Source organism: Bradyrhizobium sp. USDA 3315, from assembly GCF_054056795.1.
This window is the reverse complement of record NZ_JBSRYP010000001.1, coordinates 5,714,960-5,733,447: the sequence shown is the minus strand read 5'-3', so window position 1 is coordinate 5,733,447 and position 18,488 is coordinate 5,714,960. Positions and strand designations below refer to the sequence as shown.

At 65.8% G+C, this 18,488-nt stretch carries 21 protein-coding genes; 7 read left to right on the top strand and 14 right to left on the bottom strand.

What is annotated here, in order from left to right:
• The first annotated feature begins 32 nt into the window (after positions 1-32).
• Together ACVIYL_RS26580 and ACVIYL_RS26575 are read left to right on the top strand one after the other, a co-directional pair.
• The gene (locus ACVIYL_RS26580; protein ID WP_253607888.1) at positions 33-707 is read left to right on the top strand and encodes a methyltransferase family protein; all 675 of its coding nucleotides are present in this window, start codon (positions 33-35) and stop codon (positions 705-707) included.
• A gap of 9 nt (positions 708-716) precedes the next feature.
• A complete protein-coding gene (locus ACVIYL_RS26575; protein WP_253607887.1) occupies positions 717-1,076 on the top strand; it encodes a GFA family protein in 360 nt (119 codons plus the stop codon).
• Between the two features lie 101 nt (positions 1,077-1,177).
• On the opposite strand, the gene ACVIYL_RS26570 is transcribed toward ACVIYL_RS26575, so the two are convergent.
• Positions 1,178-1,885: a glutathione S-transferase gene (locus ACVIYL_RS26570; protein ID WP_253607886.1), complete on the bottom strand. Its 708-nt coding sequence runs from the start codon at positions 1,883-1,885 to the stop codon at positions 1,178-1,180.
• A gap of 153 nt (positions 1,886-2,038) precedes the next feature.
• Between ACVIYL_RS26570 and ACVIYL_RS26565 the strand changes: the two genes are divergently transcribed.
• On the top strand, positions 2,039-2,446 hold the full coding sequence (locus ACVIYL_RS26565) for a DUF3606 domain-containing protein (protein WP_253607885.1): 408 nt from the start codon (positions 2,039-2,041) through the stop codon (positions 2,444-2,446).
• 119 nt (positions 2,447-2,565) lie between these two features.
• Here the strand turns inward: ACVIYL_RS26565 and ACVIYL_RS26560 are convergent, their stop codons facing one another.
• The 9 genes from ACVIYL_RS26560 to flgB form a co-directional block, all read right to left on the bottom strand.
• A complete protein-coding gene (locus ACVIYL_RS26560) occupies positions 2,566-3,243 on the bottom strand; it encodes a lectin (protein WP_076825625.1) in 678 nt (225 codons plus the stop codon).
• A 151-nt stretch (positions 3,244-3,394) separates the two neighbouring features.
• Positions 3,395-4,357 carry a Tim44 domain-containing protein gene (locus ACVIYL_RS26555; RefSeq protein ID WP_456780240.1) on the bottom strand — a complete coding sequence of 321 codons (963 nt, stop codon included), beginning with the start codon at positions 4,355-4,357 and terminating at the stop codon, positions 3,395-3,397.
• Positions 4,358-4,599: 242 nt separating this feature from the next.
• Positions 4,600-7,170, bottom strand: a complete 2,571-nt coding sequence (gene cckA / locus ACVIYL_RS26550; RefSeq protein ID WP_456781893.1) for a cell cycle histidine kinase CckA — start codon at positions 7,168-7,170, stop codon at positions 4,600-4,602.
• 142 nt (positions 7,171-7,312) lie between these two features.
• Complete coding sequence (flhB, locus tag ACVIYL_RS26545) at positions 7,313-8,386, bottom strand: flagellar biosynthesis protein FlhB (RefSeq protein WP_456780239.1); 1,074 nt, start codon at positions 8,384-8,386, stop codon at positions 7,313-7,315.
• Positions 8,387-8,397: 11 nt separating this feature from the next.
• On the bottom strand, positions 8,398-9,168 hold the full coding sequence (gene fliR, locus ACVIYL_RS26540) for a flagellar biosynthetic protein FliR (RefSeq protein WP_016844767.1): 771 nt from the start codon (positions 9,166-9,168) through the stop codon (positions 8,398-8,400).
• A gap of 18 nt (positions 9,169-9,186) precedes the next feature.
• Positions 9,187-9,450, bottom strand: a complete 264-nt coding sequence (fliQ, locus tag ACVIYL_RS26535) for a flagellar biosynthesis protein FliQ (protein ID WP_016844766.1) — start codon at positions 9,448-9,450, stop codon at positions 9,187-9,189.
• Positions 9,451-9,596: 146 nt separating this feature from the next.
• Positions 9,597-9,908, bottom strand: coding sequence for a flagellar hook-basal body complex protein FliE (fliE, locus tag ACVIYL_RS26530; protein WP_057018333.1), 312 nt, complete (start codon positions 9,906-9,908; stop codon positions 9,597-9,599).
• 26 nt (positions 9,909-9,934) lie between these two features.
• A complete protein-coding gene (gene flgC, locus ACVIYL_RS26525; RefSeq protein ID WP_018272466.1) occupies positions 9,935-10,360 on the bottom strand; it encodes a flagellar basal body rod protein FlgC in 426 nt (141 codons plus the stop codon).
• A 39-nt stretch (positions 10,361-10,399) separates the two neighbouring features.
• The gene (flgB, locus tag ACVIYL_RS26520; protein WP_028337153.1) at positions 10,400-10,810 is read right to left on the bottom strand and encodes a flagellar basal body rod protein FlgB; all 411 of its coding nucleotides are present in this window, start codon (positions 10,808-10,810) and stop codon (positions 10,400-10,402) included.
• A gap of 359 nt (positions 10,811-11,169) precedes the next feature.
• Here flgB and ACVIYL_RS26515 point away from each other — a divergent pair, with 359 nt between their 5' ends.
• The 4 genes from ACVIYL_RS26515 to ACVIYL_RS26500 all read left to right on the top strand — a co-directional run bounded on the left by ACVIYL_RS26515 (position 11,170) and on the right by ACVIYL_RS26500 (position 15,045).
• Positions 11,170-12,114, top strand: coding sequence for a flagellar biosynthetic protein FliO (locus tag ACVIYL_RS26515; protein ID WP_456780238.1), 945 nt, complete (start codon positions 11,170-11,172; stop codon positions 12,112-12,114).
• Positions 12,111-12,863, top strand: a complete 753-nt coding sequence (fliP, locus tag ACVIYL_RS26510) for a flagellar type III secretion system pore protein FliP (RefSeq protein WP_456780237.1) — start codon at positions 12,111-12,113, stop codon at positions 12,861-12,863. The genes ACVIYL_RS26515 and fliP overlap by 4 nt, the downstream gene beginning before the upstream one ends.
• Before the next feature lie 87 nt (positions 12,864-12,950).
• Positions 12,951-13,838: a hypothetical protein gene (locus ACVIYL_RS26505; protein ID WP_456780236.1), complete on the top strand. Its 888-nt coding sequence runs from the start codon at positions 12,951-12,953 to the stop codon at positions 13,836-13,838.
• A gap of 55 nt (positions 13,839-13,893) precedes the next feature.
• Positions 13,894-15,045 carry an aminotransferase class V-fold PLP-dependent enzyme gene (locus tag ACVIYL_RS26500; protein ID WP_456780235.1) on the top strand — a complete coding sequence of 384 codons (1,152 nt, stop codon included), beginning with the start codon at positions 13,894-13,896 and terminating at the stop codon, positions 15,043-15,045.
• Here the strand turns inward: ACVIYL_RS26500 and ACVIYL_RS26495 are convergent.
• From ACVIYL_RS26495 to ACVIYL_RS26480, 4 genes are all read right to left on the bottom strand, one after another.
• Positions 15,042-16,286, bottom strand: coding sequence for a YbfB/YjiJ family MFS transporter (locus ACVIYL_RS26495; protein WP_456780234.1), 1,245 nt, complete (start codon positions 16,284-16,286; stop codon positions 15,042-15,044). The two genes, ACVIYL_RS26500 and ACVIYL_RS26495, sit on opposite strands and share 4 nt — an antisense overlap.
• Before the next feature lie 121 nt (positions 16,287-16,407).
• The gene (locus ACVIYL_RS26490; protein WP_038385470.1) at positions 16,408-16,659 is read right to left on the bottom strand and encodes a tautomerase family protein; all 252 of its coding nucleotides are present in this window, start codon (positions 16,657-16,659) and stop codon (positions 16,408-16,410) included.
• A 22-nt stretch (positions 16,660-16,681) separates the two neighbouring features.
• The gene (locus ACVIYL_RS26485; protein ID WP_456780233.1) at positions 16,682-17,392 is read right to left on the bottom strand and encodes an SDR family NAD(P)-dependent oxidoreductase; all 711 of its coding nucleotides are present in this window, start codon (positions 17,390-17,392) and stop codon (positions 16,682-16,684) included.
• A gap of 87 nt (positions 17,393-17,479) precedes the next feature.
• Positions 17,480-18,445 carry a LysR family transcriptional regulator gene (locus ACVIYL_RS26480; protein WP_253607878.1) on the bottom strand — a complete coding sequence of 322 codons (966 nt, stop codon included), beginning with the start codon at positions 18,443-18,445 and terminating at the stop codon, positions 17,480-17,482.
• Between the last annotated feature and the right edge of the window lie 43 nt (positions 18,446-18,488).

Genomic DNA, 18,488 nt, shown 5'->3' with positions numbered 1-18,488 from the left:
ATAATATCAACTGGAATCGCGCGGAGCCGCTCATGATCGCAAAGCTCCTTCTGCAGAATACCTTCTTCGTCATCGCCATGGCCGTGCTGCTGTTTGCCTTCGCAGGTACGCTGCACTGGCCCGGCGCATGGGCCTATCTGATCGCCTCGGCCGTGATCGGCCCGGCCTGCGGGCTGTGGCTCGCCAAGGTCGATCCCGGGCTGCTGGCCGAGCGCATGCGCCTCACCGCGCGTGAAGGCCAGCCCACCGAGGACAAGCGGTTCATGCTGGTGTTCCTGGTCGTTGCCGTGCTGTGGTTCGTCGCGATGGGGCTCGAGCGGCGCTTTGGCGACGTCAATGACGGCGTGCCGCTGATCGTGCTCGGCCTTGTGCTGTATCTGGTCTCGACCGTGGCGATCCTGTGGGTGTTCCGCACCAACTCGTTCGCCGCGCCGGTCGTGAAGGTGCAGACCGAGCGCGACCATCACGTCATCTCGACCGGTCCCTACGCGCTGGTCCGCCATCCGATGTATACGAGCGTGATGCTGTTCTTCATCGGCGTGCCGCTGACGCTCGGCTCCTGGTGGGGCCTCGCCTTCGTGCCGGTGTTCTTCGTGATGTTTGCGATCCGCACAGGGATCGAGGAGCGCGCGCTGGTGACGGGGTTGTCAGGCTACGCCGATTATGCGGCACGGGTGCGCTACCGCCTCGTACCCGGGCTGTGGTGAGGGATCATCATGGCAGAGAGCAAGACCTACACCGGCGGTTGCCATTGCGGACAGGTCCGCTTCGAATGCACCACCGATATGGCCATGGTGACGGCCTGCAACTGCTCGATCTGCACCAAGAAGGGCCTGCACTTCGTGTTCATGCCGCCGTCGAGCTTCCAGCTTCGCGCCGGCGCCGAGAACCTCAAGGAATATCTCTTCAACCGCCATGCGATCCGCCATCAGCTTTGCGTCGATTGCGGCGTCGACGTGTTCGCGCGCGGCAAGAAGCCCGACGGCACCGACATCGTGGCGCTGAATGTCAGCTGCATCGATGGCATCGATCTGTCGAGGATCGCGATGACGCCGGTGGATGGGCGGAGCCGGTAGCCTTCCACGCCGTCATTCCGGGGCACGCGGAGCGTGAACCCGGAATCCAGAGATTGTGGCGCGAGATTCCGGGTTCGCTTCGCGCCCCGGAATGACGGCGATCACAAATCCAGTGCCTTGTAGCGCCGGAAAATGCCCTCTTCGTTGAATGGAATCCGCCGCTCGCTCGCCAGATACGCCTTGATGTTCGGCCGCTCGGCGACGCGATCGCGCAGCGCGATCAGGCGCGGGATCTTCTTCTCGAACGCCGCCATCCGCTTCGGAAACGCGTAGCGCAGGCCCTCCACGATCTGGAACAGCGAGAGGTCGGCGTAGGTCAGCCGGCGTCCGGTGACGAACGCACCGCGGTTGGCTTGCACGAGATCCTCGAAATAGCCGAGATATTTCGGCACCCGCGAATCCCAGAACTCCGCGGTGCGCTTCTTCGCCGGAGCCTTCTGGTCTTCGTAATACAGCGATGGCCCGAGCGGATGATGGGTGTCGTGGATCTCCACCACGAAGTCCGCGATCGTCAGCTGCAGCTGGTGCACCCAGAGCTTTCCGCCCTCCGCCTTCGGCGCGAGGCCGTGGCGCGCGCCGAGATAGAGCAGGATGTTGGCGGTCTGCCCGATCACGAGACTGCCGGCCTTGAGGAACGGCGGCGCGAAGGGCGGCGTGCCCTTGTGTGCCTCCATCATCTTCGTCATGGCACCCATGCCGCTCTTGGCGCGCGCGACATCGGTGTAGCCGGCGCCCGCATCCTCGAGCGCGAGGCGGACATATTCGCCGCGGCCCTGGATCATCGGCCAGTAGTAAAGCTGATAGTGCATGCACTTACCTCCGAAAACTTCGCCGCATCGCTTCGCTTCACCTCGATCGTAGCCACGCCGCGGTCAGATCGTCCATCGCGCACCGCTGCCTGTGCGAACCGCACAGAGGCTGCTAAGGTTCCAACGTCGAATCTTTCGATGAGGGATCATCTTATGGCGGACAGCAAGAAGAAGCGGGGCGCGGCAGATCGCGCTCTGATCGCGTTGAGCGAGTCCTACGAAGTTGCGTACTGGTCCAAGAAGTTCAAGGTCACGCCGGCGAAGCTGAAGGCCGCGGTCAAGAAGGTCGGGCATTCCGCCAAGAAGGTGGAAGCCCATTTCGAGGAGCAGCGCCACAAGGCCGCCGACCGCGCGCGGATCGCGATCAGCGAGCCCTACGAGGTCCGCTACTGGTCGAAGAAGTTCAAGGTGACCCCTGCCCGGCTCAAGACCGCGGTCGCCGCGGTCGGACATTCCTCGAAGAAGGTCGAAGCCTATTTCGCGGCGAAGAAAAAAACCGCGAAGAAAAAGAAGGCCGCGAAGAAGACCGCAAAGAAGACCGTCAAGCGCAGGAAGAGCTGAGCGCGATCGTGCTATCCCGTCATTGCGAGGCGCGAGGCGACGAAGCAATCCATCGCTCCGGGCCTATGGTAGGATGGATTCCGTCGCTGCACTCGCAATGACGAAGCAGATGCGCTCTCTCAGTTAGCCGCGAAGCAGTACAGCAGGCCGTCGCCGCCGGTGCTCTTCAGGTCAGCCTGCGAGCAGCCGCCGTCGGGACCGCGCGAGGGATGCGACGTGTTCCAGGATTTTGACGGCTCGTCGTCGCGCAGGCCCTTGCGGTCGAAGTGCCCGAGCATGGCGGCGCCTTGTGTGCTGCTTGTCCAGTTCTTGCAGGTGCGGTCCTCGCCGGCCGCAAACGCTGTACCGTCTGCTTGCGACCCCGTCAGCACGTCGTGGCGGTTCGGCGTGTCGCCGGCACCGTTGACGACCTCGCCCTTCTCGGACAGCGCGGTCTGCTTGGTGAGATTGTTGCCGGCGCTGTGCAGGTCGGCGACGTCCTTGGCGACCACGACGCCCTTTACATTCTTCCACGGTCCCTTGCCGATACGATCGCGCGCATTCTCCGCTGCCTTGCCGTCGGCCGCCTGGGTCGAGAGATAGGCGCGCCAGGTCTTCGGCGCACCGAAGCCGGCGGCCTGCGCCAGCGTCTGGCAATGATTGTCGGCGCCGGCGAGCCCGCCGAGATTGCCGCCGTTGCCGATGCCGTTGCTGGTCAGGAAGAAGCTGGTGTCGGCGGTCTGCGCCGCCGCCGGCGGCGCCGCCACGACGACGAACGCAAGACAGGCCGGAACCGCAATATGCGCAACGATCTTCATCTCAATCCTCCCGATGGTTGTTATGGTCCGCTGAGATCAACCCGCAGGCCCTCCGGATATTCCGGCGCCGCGACATGTGAATGAAGGCACAAAACAAAGGCGCCACGGACGAAGCCGCGGCGCCTTGTATCTGCCATTCTCCGGCAACCGATCAGTTGGTCTGCTGGATCGCCGAAAGCTCCCAATTGCCGCCGCGCTGGCGTACGAAGGTCCAGACCTCAGTGACCTCCTCCGGCTGCGTGCCGCCGCCGACCTGACGGCCGGTGCCGCGCTCGAGCACGGTGTCGACCAGCGAGTAGCGCATCGCGACCGTCGCATACTCGCTGTCGCCTTCGCGCCAGGCTTCCGCCAGATCGCCCTGCAGCAGCTTCACATTGGTCACCTTGTTGGTGACGTTGCGCGCCTTGTTCTCCTCGAGATCCTTCGAGAAGTACGACACCATCTCCGGCGTCGCGAGCGTGTGCAGCTTCGCGATGTCCTCGTTCGACCACGCGGTCTGGATGTCGCCGAGCAGCCGTTCGAACGTCTCATAGTCGCCAGGCGTGATCTCGACCGGCGCATTCGATCCGCCGCCAAGGCCGAAGCCGAAGCCCGAGCGGGCGTTCGCCTGCGGACCGGGGCCGACGTCGGGGCCACCGGCATAGGCGGCCGCCGGCGTGTTGCGGCGCTGCCACCACGACATCGCAAGGCGAACCACGAGCACGATCAGACCGATCTGCAGCAAGAGGCCGAGCATCGACGACAAGCCGCCGAGACCCGAGAACAACCCGCCGCCGAACAGCATGCCGAACAGGCCGGCGCCAAGGAAGCCCGCGGCCAGGCCGCCGAGCAGGCCGCGGCCCATTCCGCCGCGACCAAACAGGCCGCCGGAATTTGCCGCCGCCGGCGAGCCCATGTTCGGGCTACCAGGCTGGCTGAAGGTGCGGTTCATCGGCGCAACCGAGCCCGGCGCCGTGTTGGTCGAGGGCGGCGCGGAGAATGTCCGCGAGCCGCGCGAGCCGCCGCCGCCAACGCGGGCGTCGGCCGCCGAAACGGTCATCATCACGGGCAGCGCCAGTGCCATCGCGACGGCGATCGCCCGAACAATTCCACGCGTGCGTTGCGAGAAATTCATGTTGGTTTCCTCAAAGGATTCCCCGGCATGGGGAAACGCCCCTAAGATGGGCAGGGACGGTTAAAAGTGAAGCGGGAAACGGGAACCGCGGCTGCGGCCCTCGGTCGCGGAGATGTGACACTATGGTCCTTGTGGATGCGACGGCGCGTCCTACCGCGGGATGAGGCCCGGTTTCAACCACAGTTACCGCGGAATTTCGCCTCGCACTTGCGAGAAGTAAAGCCGGTTGCCGCGGCAACCGGCTAGTTCGCCGTCATGGTTTCCTTCACCGCGGCGACCAGCTGCGTCAACGTGAAGGGTTTCGGCAGGAACGCGAACTGCTGGTTCTCCGGCAGGCTCTTCTCGAAGGCGTCCTCGGCATAGCCTGAGACGAAGATGATCTTCAGCTCCGCGTTGCGGCTGCGCATTTCCTTCAGCAGCGTCGGGCCGTCCATCTCCGGCATCACGACGTCGGAGACGACGAGATCGACGGCGCCGTTCTTCTCCTCGAACGCCTCCAGCGCCTCGACGCCGTTCGCCGCCTCGATCACGCTGTAGCCGCGCGAACGCAGGCCGCGCGCATTGAGCGAGCGCAAACCGTCCTCGTCCTCGACCAGCAGGATGGTGCCCTGCCCGGTCAGGTCCGGCTTCGGCTTGGCGGCTTCCGTGACGGCGGCGGTTTCCTTGGCCGCACCGTTGCCGGCATGGGCCTCCGGTGCGACCTCCTGCTGCTGGCGATGCCGCGGCAGATAGATCCGGAACGTGGTGCCGCCGCCCGGCACGGAATCGACATAGACGAAGCCGCCGGTCTGCTTGACGATGCCGTAGACCGTGGACAGGCCGAGACCGGTCCCCTTGCCGACTTCCTTGGTCGAGAAGAACGGCTCGAAGATCTTGTCGATGATCTCGGCCGGAATGCCGGTGCCGGTGTCGGCGATCTCGATCTTCACATAGTCCGCCGCCGGCATGCCCTTGTTGGCGAGTTGGGCGGCTTCCTCGGTCGGCACATTGGCGGTGCGGATGATCAGCTTGCCACCGTCGGGCATCGCATCGCGCGCGTTGACCGCGAGATTGACCACCACCTGCTCGAACTGCGAGACGTCAACCTTCACCGGCCACAGGTCGCGGCCATGCACGAGGTCGAGCTTGACCTTCTCGCCGATCAGCCGGCGCAGCAGCATGGTGAGGTCGCTCAATGCATCGCCGAGATCGAGCACCTGCGGCCGCAGCGTCTGGCGGCGCGAGAATGCAAGCAGCTGCCGCACCAGCGTCGCGGCGCGGGTGGCGTTCTGCTTGATCTGCATGATGTCCTGGAACGACGGGTCGGTCGGCTTGTGCGCGTTCAGCAGGAAGTCGTTGGCCATCATGATGGCCGACAGCACGTTGTTGAAGTCGTGCGCGATGCCGCCGGCGAGCTGGCCGACCATCTCCATCTTCTGCGACTGGTTGATCTGGTTTTCCAGCGCGCGCCGCTCGGTGGTTTCGAGCATGTAGACGATCGCGGTCTCGGCGTCGCGCTCGTCCTTCTCGACGGTGGTGACGAAGAACTGGGCAAAGCGCTCCTTGGGCCCGTCGAGCATCACCTCGACCGGCGCGATGTCGCCCTGGCCCTCGGCCGCCTGGTTGATCGCGGCGATCAGCAGGCCGCGGTCGCGCGGATTGACGGCGCGGAAGATCGACTTGGCGGCGCCGCCGTCGCCGTTCAGGCCCTGCGCCAGCTTGGCATAGCGCGCATTGGCGCCGACCACATTGCCGCCGCGATCGACGGTCGCGATCGCCATCGGCGTATGGTCGAAGAAGCGCATGAAGCGCACCTCGGCGGCGCGCTCCGGATCGGAATGCTCGTCGCGGGCGCGGCTGATCACCAGCGTGCGCGAGGCGCCCGCCGCGCCGTCGGAGCCGAAAGCGAGCTTGTGATAGAGCCGCACCGGCACGGTCTTGCCGCCGCGCATCCGCAGGTCGATGTCGAACACCTCGGTCTTGACCTCGCCCGGCACCGCCGCAATCGAGGTCAACAGCGCCGCGCCGTCGCCCGAGACGATGTCGGTCAGTTTCAGGCCGCCCGAGCCGATCTCGGCCAGATCGTAGTCCAGCCAGTTGGCCAGCGTGGCGTTGACATAGGCGATCTCGCCGGCCGGATTGACCGAGAAGAAGCCGCATGGCGCGTGATCGAGATATTCGATCGCGTGCCGCAGCTCCTGGAACACGTCTTCCTGGCGCTCGCGGTCGCGGGTGACGTCGGCGATCGACCAAACCGCATATTTCGCATCGCGCTTACCCTCGCCGAGTGGGCGTACCCGCAGGCGCAGCCAGCGGCCCTGGCCGGCCTCCTGGCCGGCGACGCGGACCTCCTCCTGCTGCCGCTTGCCCTCGCGGGCAGCCTTCAAAAGGCGGAACACGGCCTCGGAGACGTCGGGGTTGCCGATGAAGACGCGCTCGACCGGACGGACGTCCTGCGGCCCGGCCGCGCCGGTCAGCGTGAGATAGGCGGCGTTGGAATAGACCACGTGGCCGCGGGAGTCGGTGACGACGAGCCCTTCCTGGGCCTGGTCGGCGATCCGCGCCATCACCGGATCATCGGTGGCACGGTCGGAGAAGCGGATGATGCCGGCGGCAAGGGCGAACAGGTTGAACAGCCCGACTGTGGCGAGCAGCGCCAGCACGCCGAGGATATAGGGCTGCGCCTCGGTGCGGCCGATGGTCATCAGCCAGACCGCCACCGCGACGATGCCGGCGGCGATCAGGACCACCAGCAGGATGCTGCCGTTCCGCCGCGCTGGCCCGTGGGCCACGAACGGCTCGGTCACGGAAGGATCGTTGCTATCGGCGGTCATCTGGAGAGACATGGCTCGTCTGCATCACGAAGGCGACCGGCCGGCCACCTCGCCCCTGAGTGCCTGAATCGGACCCGAAAACGCAAGTCCAACAGGCGGCAATTTCGCAAGTTACGCGCATTTCAAGCGGGTTTTCCGCCCCTTACTGCCGCAGGCCGGACAGGCCGCGCCTCAGCCGCATCACGTAGCCGATGATTTCGGCAACCGCGTGATAGTGCTCGACCGGGATCTCCCGGTCGAGCTCGACCGTCGCATAGAGCGCCCGGGCCAGCGCCACGTTCTCCACGATCGGAATGTCGTGCTCCTTGGCGATCTCCCGGATCTTGAAGGCAAGATTGTCGACGCCCTTGGCGACGCAGATCGGCGCCGACATGCTGCGGTCGTAGGCCAGCGCCACCGAATAGTGGGTCGGGTTAGTGATGATCACCGAGGCCTTCGGAACCTGGGCCATCATGCGCTTCTTGGCGCGCTGGACCCGCAATTGCTTGATCCTGCCCTTGACGTGCGGGTCGCCTTCCGACTGCTTGAACTCCTCCTTCATCTCCTGCAGCGACATCTTGTGACGCTCGTACCAGGTCCGGTACTGGAAGAAGTAATCGGCGATCGCGACCGCAGCGAGGATGGCGACCACCGCCGCCAACAGGTGCACCGTCATGCCGGTGATGGCGGGCAGCAGCTCGGCCGGATCGACCCGCAGGAAGGATTCCATCCGCATCCGGTCGGGCCACAGCACCGCGACCATCACGGCGCCGAGCGCAATCAGCTTGAACAGGCCCTTCAGGAAATTCGCCACCGCCTGCTTGCCGAACAGCCGCTTGAAGCCGGCCGCCGGCGAGATCTTGGAGAATTTCGGCTTCAGCTGCTCACCCGACCACACCAGCTGATGCTGCACCATGTTGCCCGCGATCGCGGCCAGCGCCAGCAACAGGAACGGCACGCCGATCGCGGCGACCACCGCGTAGCCGAGCGACTGTGTCAGCGCCAGCAGGCCGGCGCCGTCGATGCGGATCATCCATGAATTGGCGATCAGGTTGCGCAGCGGCATCAAGATGCCGCTGCCGATCGAGCCCGAGAAGGTCGACAGCACCAAGGTGCCGCCGGCGATCACGAACCAGGTATTGACCTCCTGGCTCTTGGCAACGTCACCTTTCTCGAGGGCTTCATCGAGACGTTTTTGCGTAGGGTCTTCTGTTTTGTCTTCGGTATCGTCCGCCACTGCTTCTCCCCCTAATTCATCGGAGCGAGCTGGCGCATGACGCCGAGGAAATAGTCGAGATAGGTGTTCATCATCGCGGCGAGCACGACGCCGAAGATCAGGAACCCGACCATGATCGAGAGCGGCACGCCGACGAAATAGACCTGCATCTGCGGCATCAGCCGCGCCAGCACGCCAAGCCCGATGTTGAAGACCAGGCCGAACACCAGGAACGGCGCGGACAGCTGCAGGCCGATCTTGAAGGCGGCGGAGAAGGCCGAGGTCGCAAGCGCTGCGACATCGCCGGTCGGCATGATCTCGCCCGGCGAGAAAATGCGGTAGCTCTCGCTCAGCGCCGCAATGACGAGATAGTGGCTGTCGGTCGCAAACAGCAGCGTGAGGCCGAGGATGGTGAGGAAGTTGCCGATAATCTGGCCCTGCTGCCCCTGGGTCGGATCGACCGCGGTGACGAAGCCGAGGCCGAGCTGCTGCGCGATCACGGAGCCCGCGACGTTGAGCGCCGACAGCGTCACCCGCGCGGTCGCGCCGAGCACGATGCCGATGATGAGCTCATGCACCATCAGGACGCCGAGCGAGGAGATCGACGTCAGGTCGACATGATAGGCGTTGCGATGCAGGGGAAGGATGATCAGCGTCAGCAACAGCGCGATCGACAGCTTGACCCGCGCCGGGATGTTGCTCTCGCCGAAACCGGGCAGCAGCATCACCATCGCGCCCACGCGCGCGAAGACCAGCACGAAGATCGCGGCCAGCGCCGGCAGCAGGGAGACATCGATGCGCATGACCGCGGCATTAGTGCATCAACCGCCGATGATTCGCGATGAAATCCGCATCATGTGGCTACTGAGCGAGTCCGCCATGAACGGCAGCGCCAGCAGCAACGTGACGAAGATCGCGAGGATCTTCGGCACGAAAATCAGGGTCTGCTCCTGGATCTGCGTCAGCGCCTGGAACAGCGACACCACGACGCCGACCACGAGGCCGACCACCATCAGGGGCGACGACACCACCACGATGGTCCAGATCGCATCGCGCGCCACGTCGAGGGTTTCGGGGCCGGTCATTGTTGAGTTCTCGCTCTTAGTTGTTTGCACCGTCGTTCCGGGGTCGATGCAAAGCATCGAACCCGGAACCTCGAGATCTTTGATGTGCAATTGCACATCTGAGGCTCGATGCTGCGCATCGCCCCGGGATGACGTCGCAAGCGACGTCAGATCGGCATCTTCATGATGTCTTCATAGGCCTGGATCACGCGGTCGCGCACCGAGACCAGCGTCGACACCGCAACGTCGGTGTCGGCGACCGCCGTCACCACATCCATCACGTTCGCCTTGCCCGAGGTCATCGCCATGGTCTGCGCGTCGGACTTCTTGCCCGCCTCCAGGACGCTGCCGACGGAGTCCTTCAGCAGCGCGCTGAAGGATGGGCCGGCGACGGCCTGCCCGGCCTTCTCGGCGCCGCCGCGCTCCATCATCTTGGCGAGGTTGGCGTAGGCGTTGGCGGCGACTGTCGGTGAAGCCATGATTTACGTTCCCTGTTCTTGTTGCGTCAGGACTTGAGGATGTCGAGCGTGCGCTGGATCATCCGCCGCGTCGCGCTGATGATGTTGAGGTTGGCCTCGTAGGAGCGCTGGGCGTCGCGCATGTCGGTCATTTCGACCATCGCATTGACGTTCGGATATTTGACGTTGCCCGAGGCGTCCGCCGCCGGATTGCCCGGCTCGTGCTTGACCCGGAACGAAGACTGGTCGGGGCGGATCCGGCCCAGCGCCACGACCTGGGCGTCGAGCGTGCGATCGAGCGTGGAGGAGAAGGTCGGCACCTTGCGGCGGTAAGGGTCGCCGCCCGCGGTCTGCGCCGTCGAATCGGCATTGGCGATATTTTCCGAGATCACCCGCATGCGCCCCGCCTGCGCCCGCAGGCCTGAGGTCGCGATGCTCATCGAGCGGGCGAAATCGCTTGTTCCATCTGCCATGGGATCCTCCTGCCGCCGTCAGGCGGGCTAACCCTTGCTCTAGCCCTTGCCGATCGCAGTCTTCAGCAGATGCAGGCTGCGGCTGTAGAGCGAGGTGACGGCCGCATAGTCCATCTGGTTGGCCGACACTTTCAGCATCTGCTCCTCGAGATTGACCGCGTTGCCGGCCGGACGGGTCTGGAACCCGCTCTTGCCGCGATCGTTGTCGAAGCTGTCGGGCGCGCCGGACGCCGCCATGTGGGTAGCGCTGGTCTGCATCATCGGCAGCGTCCCCACGCCGCCGCCAACCGTGGCGCCGGCCCGGTCGAACTTCGGCTCGACCAGGTCCCGCGGCCGGAAGTTCGGCGTGTCGGAATTGGAAATGTTCTCGGCGAGCACCCGCTGGCGCTCCTGGTGCCACTGCATCTTGGTGCGCAACGCCGACAGGATCGGGAGATCGTTCATGGCCATCGCCGCGGCTCCGTTAACCTCAGGGCTCTTCCGAGGTAGGCAGAATTTGCCCGGTGTATGGTTAACGGGTGGTTAAAATGCCGGACGGATCCGTGGAGAACGCCGCAACTGCGGCCTGCGAGCGCATTTTCGCCACGAATGCTGCGTTAACCAGCACAAACCAAGACAGCGTGGGGCGCTGAGAAGTCGTTTTGGGACAAGCGATTCTTGGTTTATTAATAGAACAGTGGGCTGCAAGCCGCTGGGAATTAAGAAATAAGGCGAATCTCGGGCGCGATTCGCTGCGCAAACCGCACCTATCAATCCGCGCCCGTTGATGGCGAAAGCTGAGGAAGGCCAAGATGGCCGGGGACTCCAATATGCAGGTCATTACATTCGTCTTGGCATTCGTTGTCGTGCTGGCGCTGATCGGCGTGACCGCATGGCTCGTCCGCCGCTTCGCCGGAAACCGCCTCGGGGCCAACGCCAACCGCGGGCGCATGCCGCGCCTGGCGGTGATCGACGCTGCCGCCGTTGACGGGCGGCGCCGCCTGGTGCTGGTCCGCCGCGACAACATCGAGCATCTCCTGATGATCGGCGGCCCCACCGATATCGTCGTCGAGCCGAATATCGTCCGCGCGATGCCCGCGCGCGATCAAATGTCGACCCGCCCCGCGGTCGCAGCCGATGCCGCGCCGCCGCGCGTGGCGCCGCTTCCGGATGCAGCCTGGAACGAGAGCGAAGCCGCCCGCTCCGACAATTTCGACCTTCCCGAGCCGGAGCTGCCGCCGCGTCAGACGCGGCCCTCCTTCGCCGACGAGCTGCGCCGGCCCCCGCCGCCGATCGCCGAGCGTCGCAGCGATCCGCTCGCGGGCTTCACGCCCGAACGCGGCGAGCCGCGGCCCGATCCGATGCCGCCACGCCTGCCGCCGCGCTCCGAGCCGGTCGTCCCGCGTCCGCCGCGCGGCGCCGCCGAGCCGCCGAAGGCGCCGCCACCGCTGCGCACAACCGAGCGCGCCGTGACGCCGCCGCCACCGCCTTCCCAGGCACCGCCGCCGGCTGCAACGCAGGCGCCTCCGGCTCCGCCGCCTCCATCGAACGCCGACGCCAATCTCGCCGAGATGGCGCAACGGCTCGAAGCGGCGCTGCGCCGCCCGACCGGCGCCGGCGAGACCGTCGCGCCGCCGGTTGCGCCCGAGGCGCCGCCGGCGCGCCCGCAGCGCAGCGAGCCGCCCGCCCCGCCCGCCGGCGGACAGAAGAGCGGGTTCGAAAATCTCGAGGACGAGATGGCCTCGCTGCTCGGCCGACCGAAGAATCCTTCGTGAGCCCAGGGGCAGTCCCGCGTAGAGTTTTTTTCATCGCTGTCCTGATCGCCGCCGGATCCCTCGCTGATCCGGCGGTGGCGCAGGATATCAGCATCAATCTCGGCGGCGGCAATGGCGGCGTGACCGAGCGCGCGATCCAGCTGATTGCGCTGCTGACGGTGCTGTCGATCGCGCCGTCGATCCTGATCATGATGACGTCGTTCACGCGCATCGTGGTCGTGCTCTCGCTGCTGCGCACCGCGCTCGGCACCGCCACCGCGCCGCCGAACTCGGTGATGATCGCGCTTGCGATGTTCCTCACCGCCTTCGTGATGGGGCCGGTGCTGCAGAAATCCTATGACGACGGCATCAAGCCGCTGGTCGCCAACCAGATCGGCGTTGAGGACGCGTTGCAGCGCGCCTCGGTCCCCTTGCGCGGCTTCATGCAGAAGAACGTCCGCGAGAAGGATTTGAAGCTGTTCATGGACCTCTCGGGCGAGCCGCCGCCGGCGACGCCGGAGGAGATGTCGCTGCGCATCCTGGTGCCGGCCTTCATGATCTCCGAGCTGAAACGCGCCTTCGAGATCGGCTTCCTCTTGTTCCTGCCGTTTTTGATCATCGACCTCGTGGTCGCCTCGGTCCTGATGTCGATGGGCATGATGATGCTGCCGCCGGTGGTGGTCTCGCTGCCCTTCAAGCTGATCTTCTTCGTGCTGGTCGACGGCTGGGCCCTGGTCGCCGGCAGCCTGGTGCAGAGTTACGGCGGGTAGCGCCCTGCGAAACATTCATGGCCCGTCAGCTGGATCGGCCACACCGTTGCACTATCATGCGCGGCACCGCATCCAGGGAGCCGCGCCGTGCAGCAACCATTCGACCGCGCCGCAGAAGATCTCGGCAACGCCATCCATCTCGAACATGTCAACGTGCAGGTGCCGGACCAGCGCCTCGCCACGCTGTTCTACGTCGCCGGCATCGGGCTGACGCGCGATCCCTATCTGATGGTCTCCGACAGCAACATGTGGGTGAATGTCGGCCGCAGCCAGTTTCACCTGCCGAGCGGCCGCCAGCAGGTGCTGCGCGGCCACACCGGCATCGTGATCGCCGGGCGGCAGGCCCTGCTGCAGCGGCTCGCCGCGGTCGCGCCCAAGCTCGAGGGCACCGCGTTCAGCTATCGCGAGCGCAACGATCACGTCGAGGCCACCTGCCCCTGGGGCAACCGCCTGCGCTGCTTTGAACCGGACGCCGAACGGTTCGGGCGCATCGCGCTCGGCATGCCCTATGTCGAGTTCGAGGTGCCGCGCGGCACGGCTGAGGCGATCAGCCGGTTCTATCCTGAGATCATGGGCATCCCCGCCAGCGTTGTGAACGGCGACGACGTCGTCGCGCGCGCAAAAGTCGGCAAGGATCAGTATCTGCAATTCCGCGAGAGCGACGCGGCGCAGGGCGAATTCGACGGCCATCACATCCAGATCTACATCACGGACTTCTCGGGCCCCTACCAGCGACTGCGCGAACGCAATCTGGTCTCCCGCGAAGACAATCAATACCAGTACCGCTTCTGCGATATCGTCGATCCAGCCGACGGCCGACATCTGTTCACCGTCGAGCACGAGGTGCGCAGCGCTACCCACCCGATGTATCTGCGGCCGCTGGTCAATCGCAATCCGGCGCAGACCAACCGCACCTTCGCCAACGGCTATGACCAGGCGCCTTGGGCGATGGGGCCGGACCAGTATGACGGATGAGCGCGCGCTCTTCGGCGTCACGTCATGATCCGCAAATTCCAGCAAACGAGACGACATGCTTCCCTCCCAGCGCCATCTGTTCGAGATTCCACGCGAGGTCTGCTACCTGAATTCGGCGTCCTACAGCCCGCTGCCGCTGAAGACGCTCGATGCCGGCCGCGCGGCGGTGGGACGCAAAGGCCAGCCATGGACCATCGATCCCGGCTTCGCCGGCCGGCAGCATGAGCGCGCCCGTAGCGCGGCGGCCCGCCTGATCAAGGCCGCGCCCGACGATGTCGCGCTGATCCCCGCGATCAGCTACGGCGTCGCGACGGTGGCGAAGGCGCTGAGCATTCCGCGCGGCACCCGCGTCATCGTGCTGGAGAACGACCATTCCTCGCCGGTCCTCGAATGGCACGCCCGCGCCGAGGCGCAAGGGTTCGTCGTCGACACCGTGCGCCAGCCCGCCGACGGCGACTGGACATCGGCAGTGCTTGCAACGATCGAGCGGCCGGGCGCGCCGCCGGTCGGCCTCGCCTCGATCTCCTCGGTGCACTGGTCGGACGGCGGCATGATCGACGTCGACAAGGTGCAGGCCGCGCTTCGGCAGCACGGCGCAATGTTCGTGATCGACGCGACGCAGAGCGCGGGTGTCGTGGCGATGGACGTGACGAGGCTCGACCCCGACGCCGTGATGTTTCCGACCTACAAATGGCTGATCGGCCCCTACGGGCGCGCCTTCCTCTACATTGCAAAACGCCACCAGAACGGCGTGCCGCTGGAGCAGACCTCCAGCGGCCGCCGCAACGTGAACTCCGAGAATCCGGTCTATTTCGGCGATCTCGCCTATGTCGACAACGCCACGCGTTACGACATGGGCGAGCGCGATCATTTCATCACCCTGGAGATGGCCTCGATCGGCATCGAGATGATGGCGGAATGGGGCGCCGCGGCCGTCAGCGCGCGGCTCGCGATGCTGAACGAGCGGATCGCGGGCGGCGTGCGTGATCTCAAGCTCGATATGCTGGCGCGCGACCTACGTGCGCCGCACATCCTGAGCCTCGGCATGGCCGGCGGCATCCCGAAGGAGCTGATCGCGCGGCTCGCCGCCGAGAACATCCATGTCGCGCTGCGGCTCGGCCGGATGCGGATCTCGCCGCACGTTTTCAACGACGAGGCCGATGTCGATCGCCTCGTCGCGGTCTTGACCAAAGCGCTGCGCGGTTAGCCGGACTTGTGCCGCAGTCCGACGACGCCGAACAGTTCGATCGCCAGCGCGACGACCACTCCGGCCGCGCCGATCGCGAACAGCAGCGCATAGTCGCCGCCGCTGCGTGCGAACAGCCAGGACAGGCCGTAAGCGCCCGCCGCCTGGAACAGCGCGAAGGTCGTGGTGGCCTGCGCCCAGGCTGAACGCTGGCTCGCCGCGGAATGCGGGATCAGCTCGTGGATGCGGCCGATCACCAGCGGCACGATGCCGGGCGTGAAGCCGCCGACGATCAGGCTCGACGCGATCAGCGCAGCAGGCGAATTCGTCACGGCGGGCAGCGCAACCGCAACGGCCTCGATCAGGAACGCCGCGCGCAGCGCCGCGGCAAAGCCGGCGCGATCGGCGAGGTGTCCCGTGAGCAACGGTCCGATCACGGCGCCGATACCGTACAGCACCCAGTAATGCGATCCCGCCGCGATGCCCTGCCCGAGGCCGCGCGCGACGAAGTCGACCAGGAACACCATGTGCGGCACCAGCGCCAGCGCGTTGAGGCCATATTCCAGGCACAGCGCGATCACCAGCGGCGAGCGCAGGCCATGCGACGCGACGGGCTGCTCGACCACGCCACGCGCGGCAGGAGCTTCGGCGGGCCACGCCCTCCAGCTGATCAGTGTCAGCACCGCCGACAGCACGCCAAGGCCGTACCAGGCCTGCTTGACGCCCTGCTGCAGCAACAGCGGCACCAGTGTGCCGGATGCGGCGACGCCGAGGCCAACGCCGGCGAAGATCACGCCGCCGATCAGGCCGCGCTTGCTCGGCGCGGTATGCGGCAGGATCGCGGTTGCCGCCAGCACCATGATCACGCCGCCACTGACGCCGGCGAGAAAGCGGAAGCCGAAGAACCACACGAAGGAGATCGGCACCGCGCAGGCAAAGCAGGTGATCGCGGCGAGCACCATCATGCCGCGCAGCGCCCACACCGAGCCGATGCGCGCTCCGAGATCGCCGGCGATCAGCGCGCCGGCGAGATAGCCGGCAAGGTTGGCCGCACCGAGATAGACCGCTTCCGCCGGCGTGAACCACTTTGCGGCGATCAAAGCCGGGATCAGCGGCGTGTAGGCGAAGCGCGCCAGTCCGAGCCCGACCAGCGAGGCGCACAGCCCCGCGGCCGCGGACAGCCAAAACGGCCCGCCTGCATCGCGATACGGCGCGGCGTGATGATGGCGCGGCTGATGATTGACGTTGGCTGACATGGACATCGCAGTAGGCCCTCCGGCCGTTCGTGAAAAATGATTAGTTGCGATCGCAGCAATCGCTCGCAGCGATCACGGCTCACCTCTCCCGATCGGGAGAGGTGCACATTCGGTTTGGGGGAAGCCTTCAGCGGGAAGATTTGGACGCCGCAGCTGCAGCGAGCTTCTTGCGATAGTCCAGCGCGGGCAGCCCGCCCCAGCCCCAATTATCGGTATCGACTTCTTCGATGATGACGAAGGTCGACTCCATCGGCTTGCCAAGCACGTCACGCAGCAACTCGCTGGCGCCCTTGATCAATGCAGCCTTCTGCTCCGGCGTGGTGGACGACGCCCCCGGCGCCGTCCCCTCACGCGTGACCTGGATGGTGACGATAGGCATGGCGCTCTCCGGATCGTGCTCGTTAATGACCGGCGCTCTGGCCACCGTCGACATGCAGGATCTCGCCGGTGACGAAGCCCGCGCCTTCCAGGAACAGCACGGCGTCGACGATGTCCTTGGCTTCACCCATGCGTCCGACCGGATGCTGCTTGGCGAGGAAGTCGTGCGTTGCCGGCGCGTGCATCGGTGTCCTGATCACACCGGGCGAGACCGCGTTCACGCGGATGCCCTTGGCGGCATATTCGATGGCGAGCGACTTGGTGGCGGCGTTCAGGCCGCCCTTGGTCAGCGAGGCCAGCACCGAGGGAACGTTGCTGTTGGCGTGATCGACGAGGCTGGTCGTGATCTGCACGATGTGTCCGGAGCCCTGCTTCTCCATCTCCCCGGCGGCGCGCCGGGTGATGTAGAAGAAGCCGTTGAGATTGGTCGCCAGCACCTGCGCGTAGTCCTGGTCGGTGTAGTCGGTGAACGGCTTGGCCAGGAAGATGCCGGCATTGTTGACCAGCGTGTCGATGCGGCCGAAGCGCCCGAGCGCCTGCTTGACGATGCGGTCGGCAACTTCGGGATCGCCGATGTCGCCGGCGACGGTCAGAACGTCGCTGTCGGTCGACGGCTTGATGCTGCGGGAATTGGCGACGACGCGCCAATTGCGGTCGCGATAGCCCTTGACGATGGCCTCGCCGAGGCCCTGCGACGCACCGGTGATGATGGCAACCTTCTGCTCTGCACCCATGATCTCTCTCCATCTGTTGCTGAAGCGACCCAGCGCCGCTTCGATGGAGAAGAAGCTAGATACATCCGCTTTCCGCGCGAATGTCCGCTATTCGGCAGACACTCTTCCGCGGCGCGAACGAATGGCGCCAGCCTTGCTGGCCTCGCGCGACAGCCGCTCGAAATAGCGTTTCAGCCGCGGCGTCGCGAAATCGACGAAGGCGCGCACCTTGGGCACGTCGAAGCGGCCCTGCGGCGCCAAAAGATGCACCGGCAGCGGCGGATGCTCGTCGCCGGGGAGCAGGATCTGCAACCGCCCGTCACGGATTTCGTCGGCGATGTGATACGAGAACAGCCGGGTGACGCCGTGTCCTTCGCTGGCGGAGGCCACCGCCGCGCGCACCGTGTTGACGACCAGCCGCGGCGTGAACTGGACCGCGCGCGCGATCTTCGACTTCGCGGCCGGCGGGAAGCTCCAGGAGTCGAGCCCGAAATGCGTCATGGCGATGATCTGGTGCTTCGTCAGATCACCCGGCTCGCTGATCAGCGGATGCTGCGCGAGATAGCCGGGCGATGCCGCCACCACGCGGCGCACCTCGCCGAGCTTGATCGCGATGAAACTGGAATCGGCGAGATGGGCGATGCGCAGCGCGACGTCGATCCCCTCGTCGATCAGATTGACGGTGCGATCGAGCATCACGAGCCGCACCGACACCGCCGGATAGTCCGTCATGAAGGCATCGAGCACCGGCCGCAGCAAATCCTCGCCGACCACGACGGGCGCGGTGACGGTCAGCGTGCCGCGCGGCACCGACCGCTCGCCACCCGCCGAGATGTCGGCTTCCTCGAGCTCGCTGAGGATACGACGGCATGCGGCTGCATAGCGCTGGCCGGCATCGCTCAGCTTCAGCGAGCGCGTCGTGCGATGTAGCAGCTCGGCGCCGACATAGTGCTCAAGGAAAGCGATCGCCCGGCTGACCGCCGCCGGCGAGCGCCGCAGTTTCCGGCCGGCACCGGCGAGGCTGCCCTCGTCGACCGCCGCAACGAAAACTTTCATGGCGTCGATGCGGTCCATGACGGCTCCTTCGCTGGAGACACCTTGGACGACATTGACGTCG

What these genes read in the sequence shown, in the direction of transcription:
- ACVIYL_RS26580 (WP_253607888.1), top strand. Translation starts at nt 33, where the DNA reads ATGATCGCAAAGCTCCTTCTGCAGAATACCTTCTTCGTCATCGCCATG.
- ACVIYL_RS26575 (WP_253607887.1), top strand. Translation starts at nt 717, where the DNA reads ATGGCAGAGAGCAAGACCTACACCGGCGGTTGCCATTGCGGACAGGTC.
- ACVIYL_RS26570 (WP_253607886.1), bottom strand. Translation starts at nt 1,885, where the DNA reads ATGCACTATCAGCTTTACTACTGGCCGATGATCCAGGGCCGCGGCGAA.
- ACVIYL_RS26565 (WP_253607885.1), top strand. Translation starts at nt 2,039, where the DNA reads ATGGCGGACAGCAAGAAGAAGCGGGGCGCGGCAGATCGCGCTCTGATC.
- ACVIYL_RS26560 (WP_076825625.1), bottom strand. Translation starts at nt 3,243, where the DNA reads ATGAAGATCGTTGCGCATATTGCGGTTCCGGCCTGTCTTGCGTTCGTC.
- ACVIYL_RS26555 (WP_456780240.1), bottom strand. Translation starts at nt 4,357, where the DNA reads ATGAATTTCTCGCAACGCACGCGTGGAATTGTTCGGGCGATCGCCGTC.
- cckA (WP_456781893.1), bottom strand. Translation starts at nt 7,170, where the DNA reads ATGACCGCCGATAGCAACGATCCTTCCGTGACCGAGCCGTTCGTGGCC.
- fliR (WP_016844767.1), bottom strand. Translation starts at nt 9,168, where the DNA reads ATGCGCATCGATGTCTCCCTGCTGCCGGCGCTGGCCGCGATCTTCGTG.
- fliQ (WP_016844766.1), bottom strand. Translation starts at nt 9,450, where the DNA reads ATGACCGGCCCCGAAACCCTCGACGTGGCGCGCGATGCGATCTGGACC.
- fliE (WP_057018333.1), bottom strand. Translation starts at nt 9,908, where the DNA reads ATGGCTTCACCGACAGTCGCCGCCAACGCCTACGCCAACCTCGCCAAG.
- flgC (WP_018272466.1), bottom strand. Translation starts at nt 10,360, where the DNA reads ATGGCAGATGGAACAAGCGATTTCGCCCGCTCGATGAGCATCGCGACC.
- flgB (WP_028337153.1), bottom strand. Translation starts at nt 10,810, where the DNA reads ATGGCCATGAACGATCTCCCGATCCTGTCGGCGTTGCGCACCAAGATG.
- ACVIYL_RS26515 (WP_456780238.1), top strand. Translation starts at nt 11,170, where the DNA reads ATGCAGGTCATTACATTCGTCTTGGCATTCGTTGTCGTGCTGGCGCTG.
- ACVIYL_RS26500 (WP_456780235.1), top strand. Translation starts at nt 13,894, where the DNA reads ATGCTTCCCTCCCAGCGCCATCTGTTCGAGATTCCACGCGAGGTCTGC.
- ACVIYL_RS26495 (WP_456780234.1), bottom strand. Translation starts at nt 16,286, where the DNA reads ATGTCCATGTCAGCCAACGTCAATCATCAGCCGCGCCATCATCACGCC.
- ACVIYL_RS26490 (WP_038385470.1), bottom strand. Translation starts at nt 16,659, where the DNA reads ATGCCTATCGTCACCATCCAGGTCACGCGTGAGGGGACGGCGCCGGGG.
- ACVIYL_RS26485 (WP_456780233.1), bottom strand. Translation starts at nt 17,392, where the DNA reads ATGGGTGCAGAGCAGAAGGTTGCCATCATCACCGGTGCGTCGCAGGGC.
- ACVIYL_RS26480 (WP_253607878.1), bottom strand. Translation starts at nt 18,445, where the DNA reads ATGGACCGCATCGACGCCATGAAAGTTTTCGTTGCGGCGGTCGACGAG.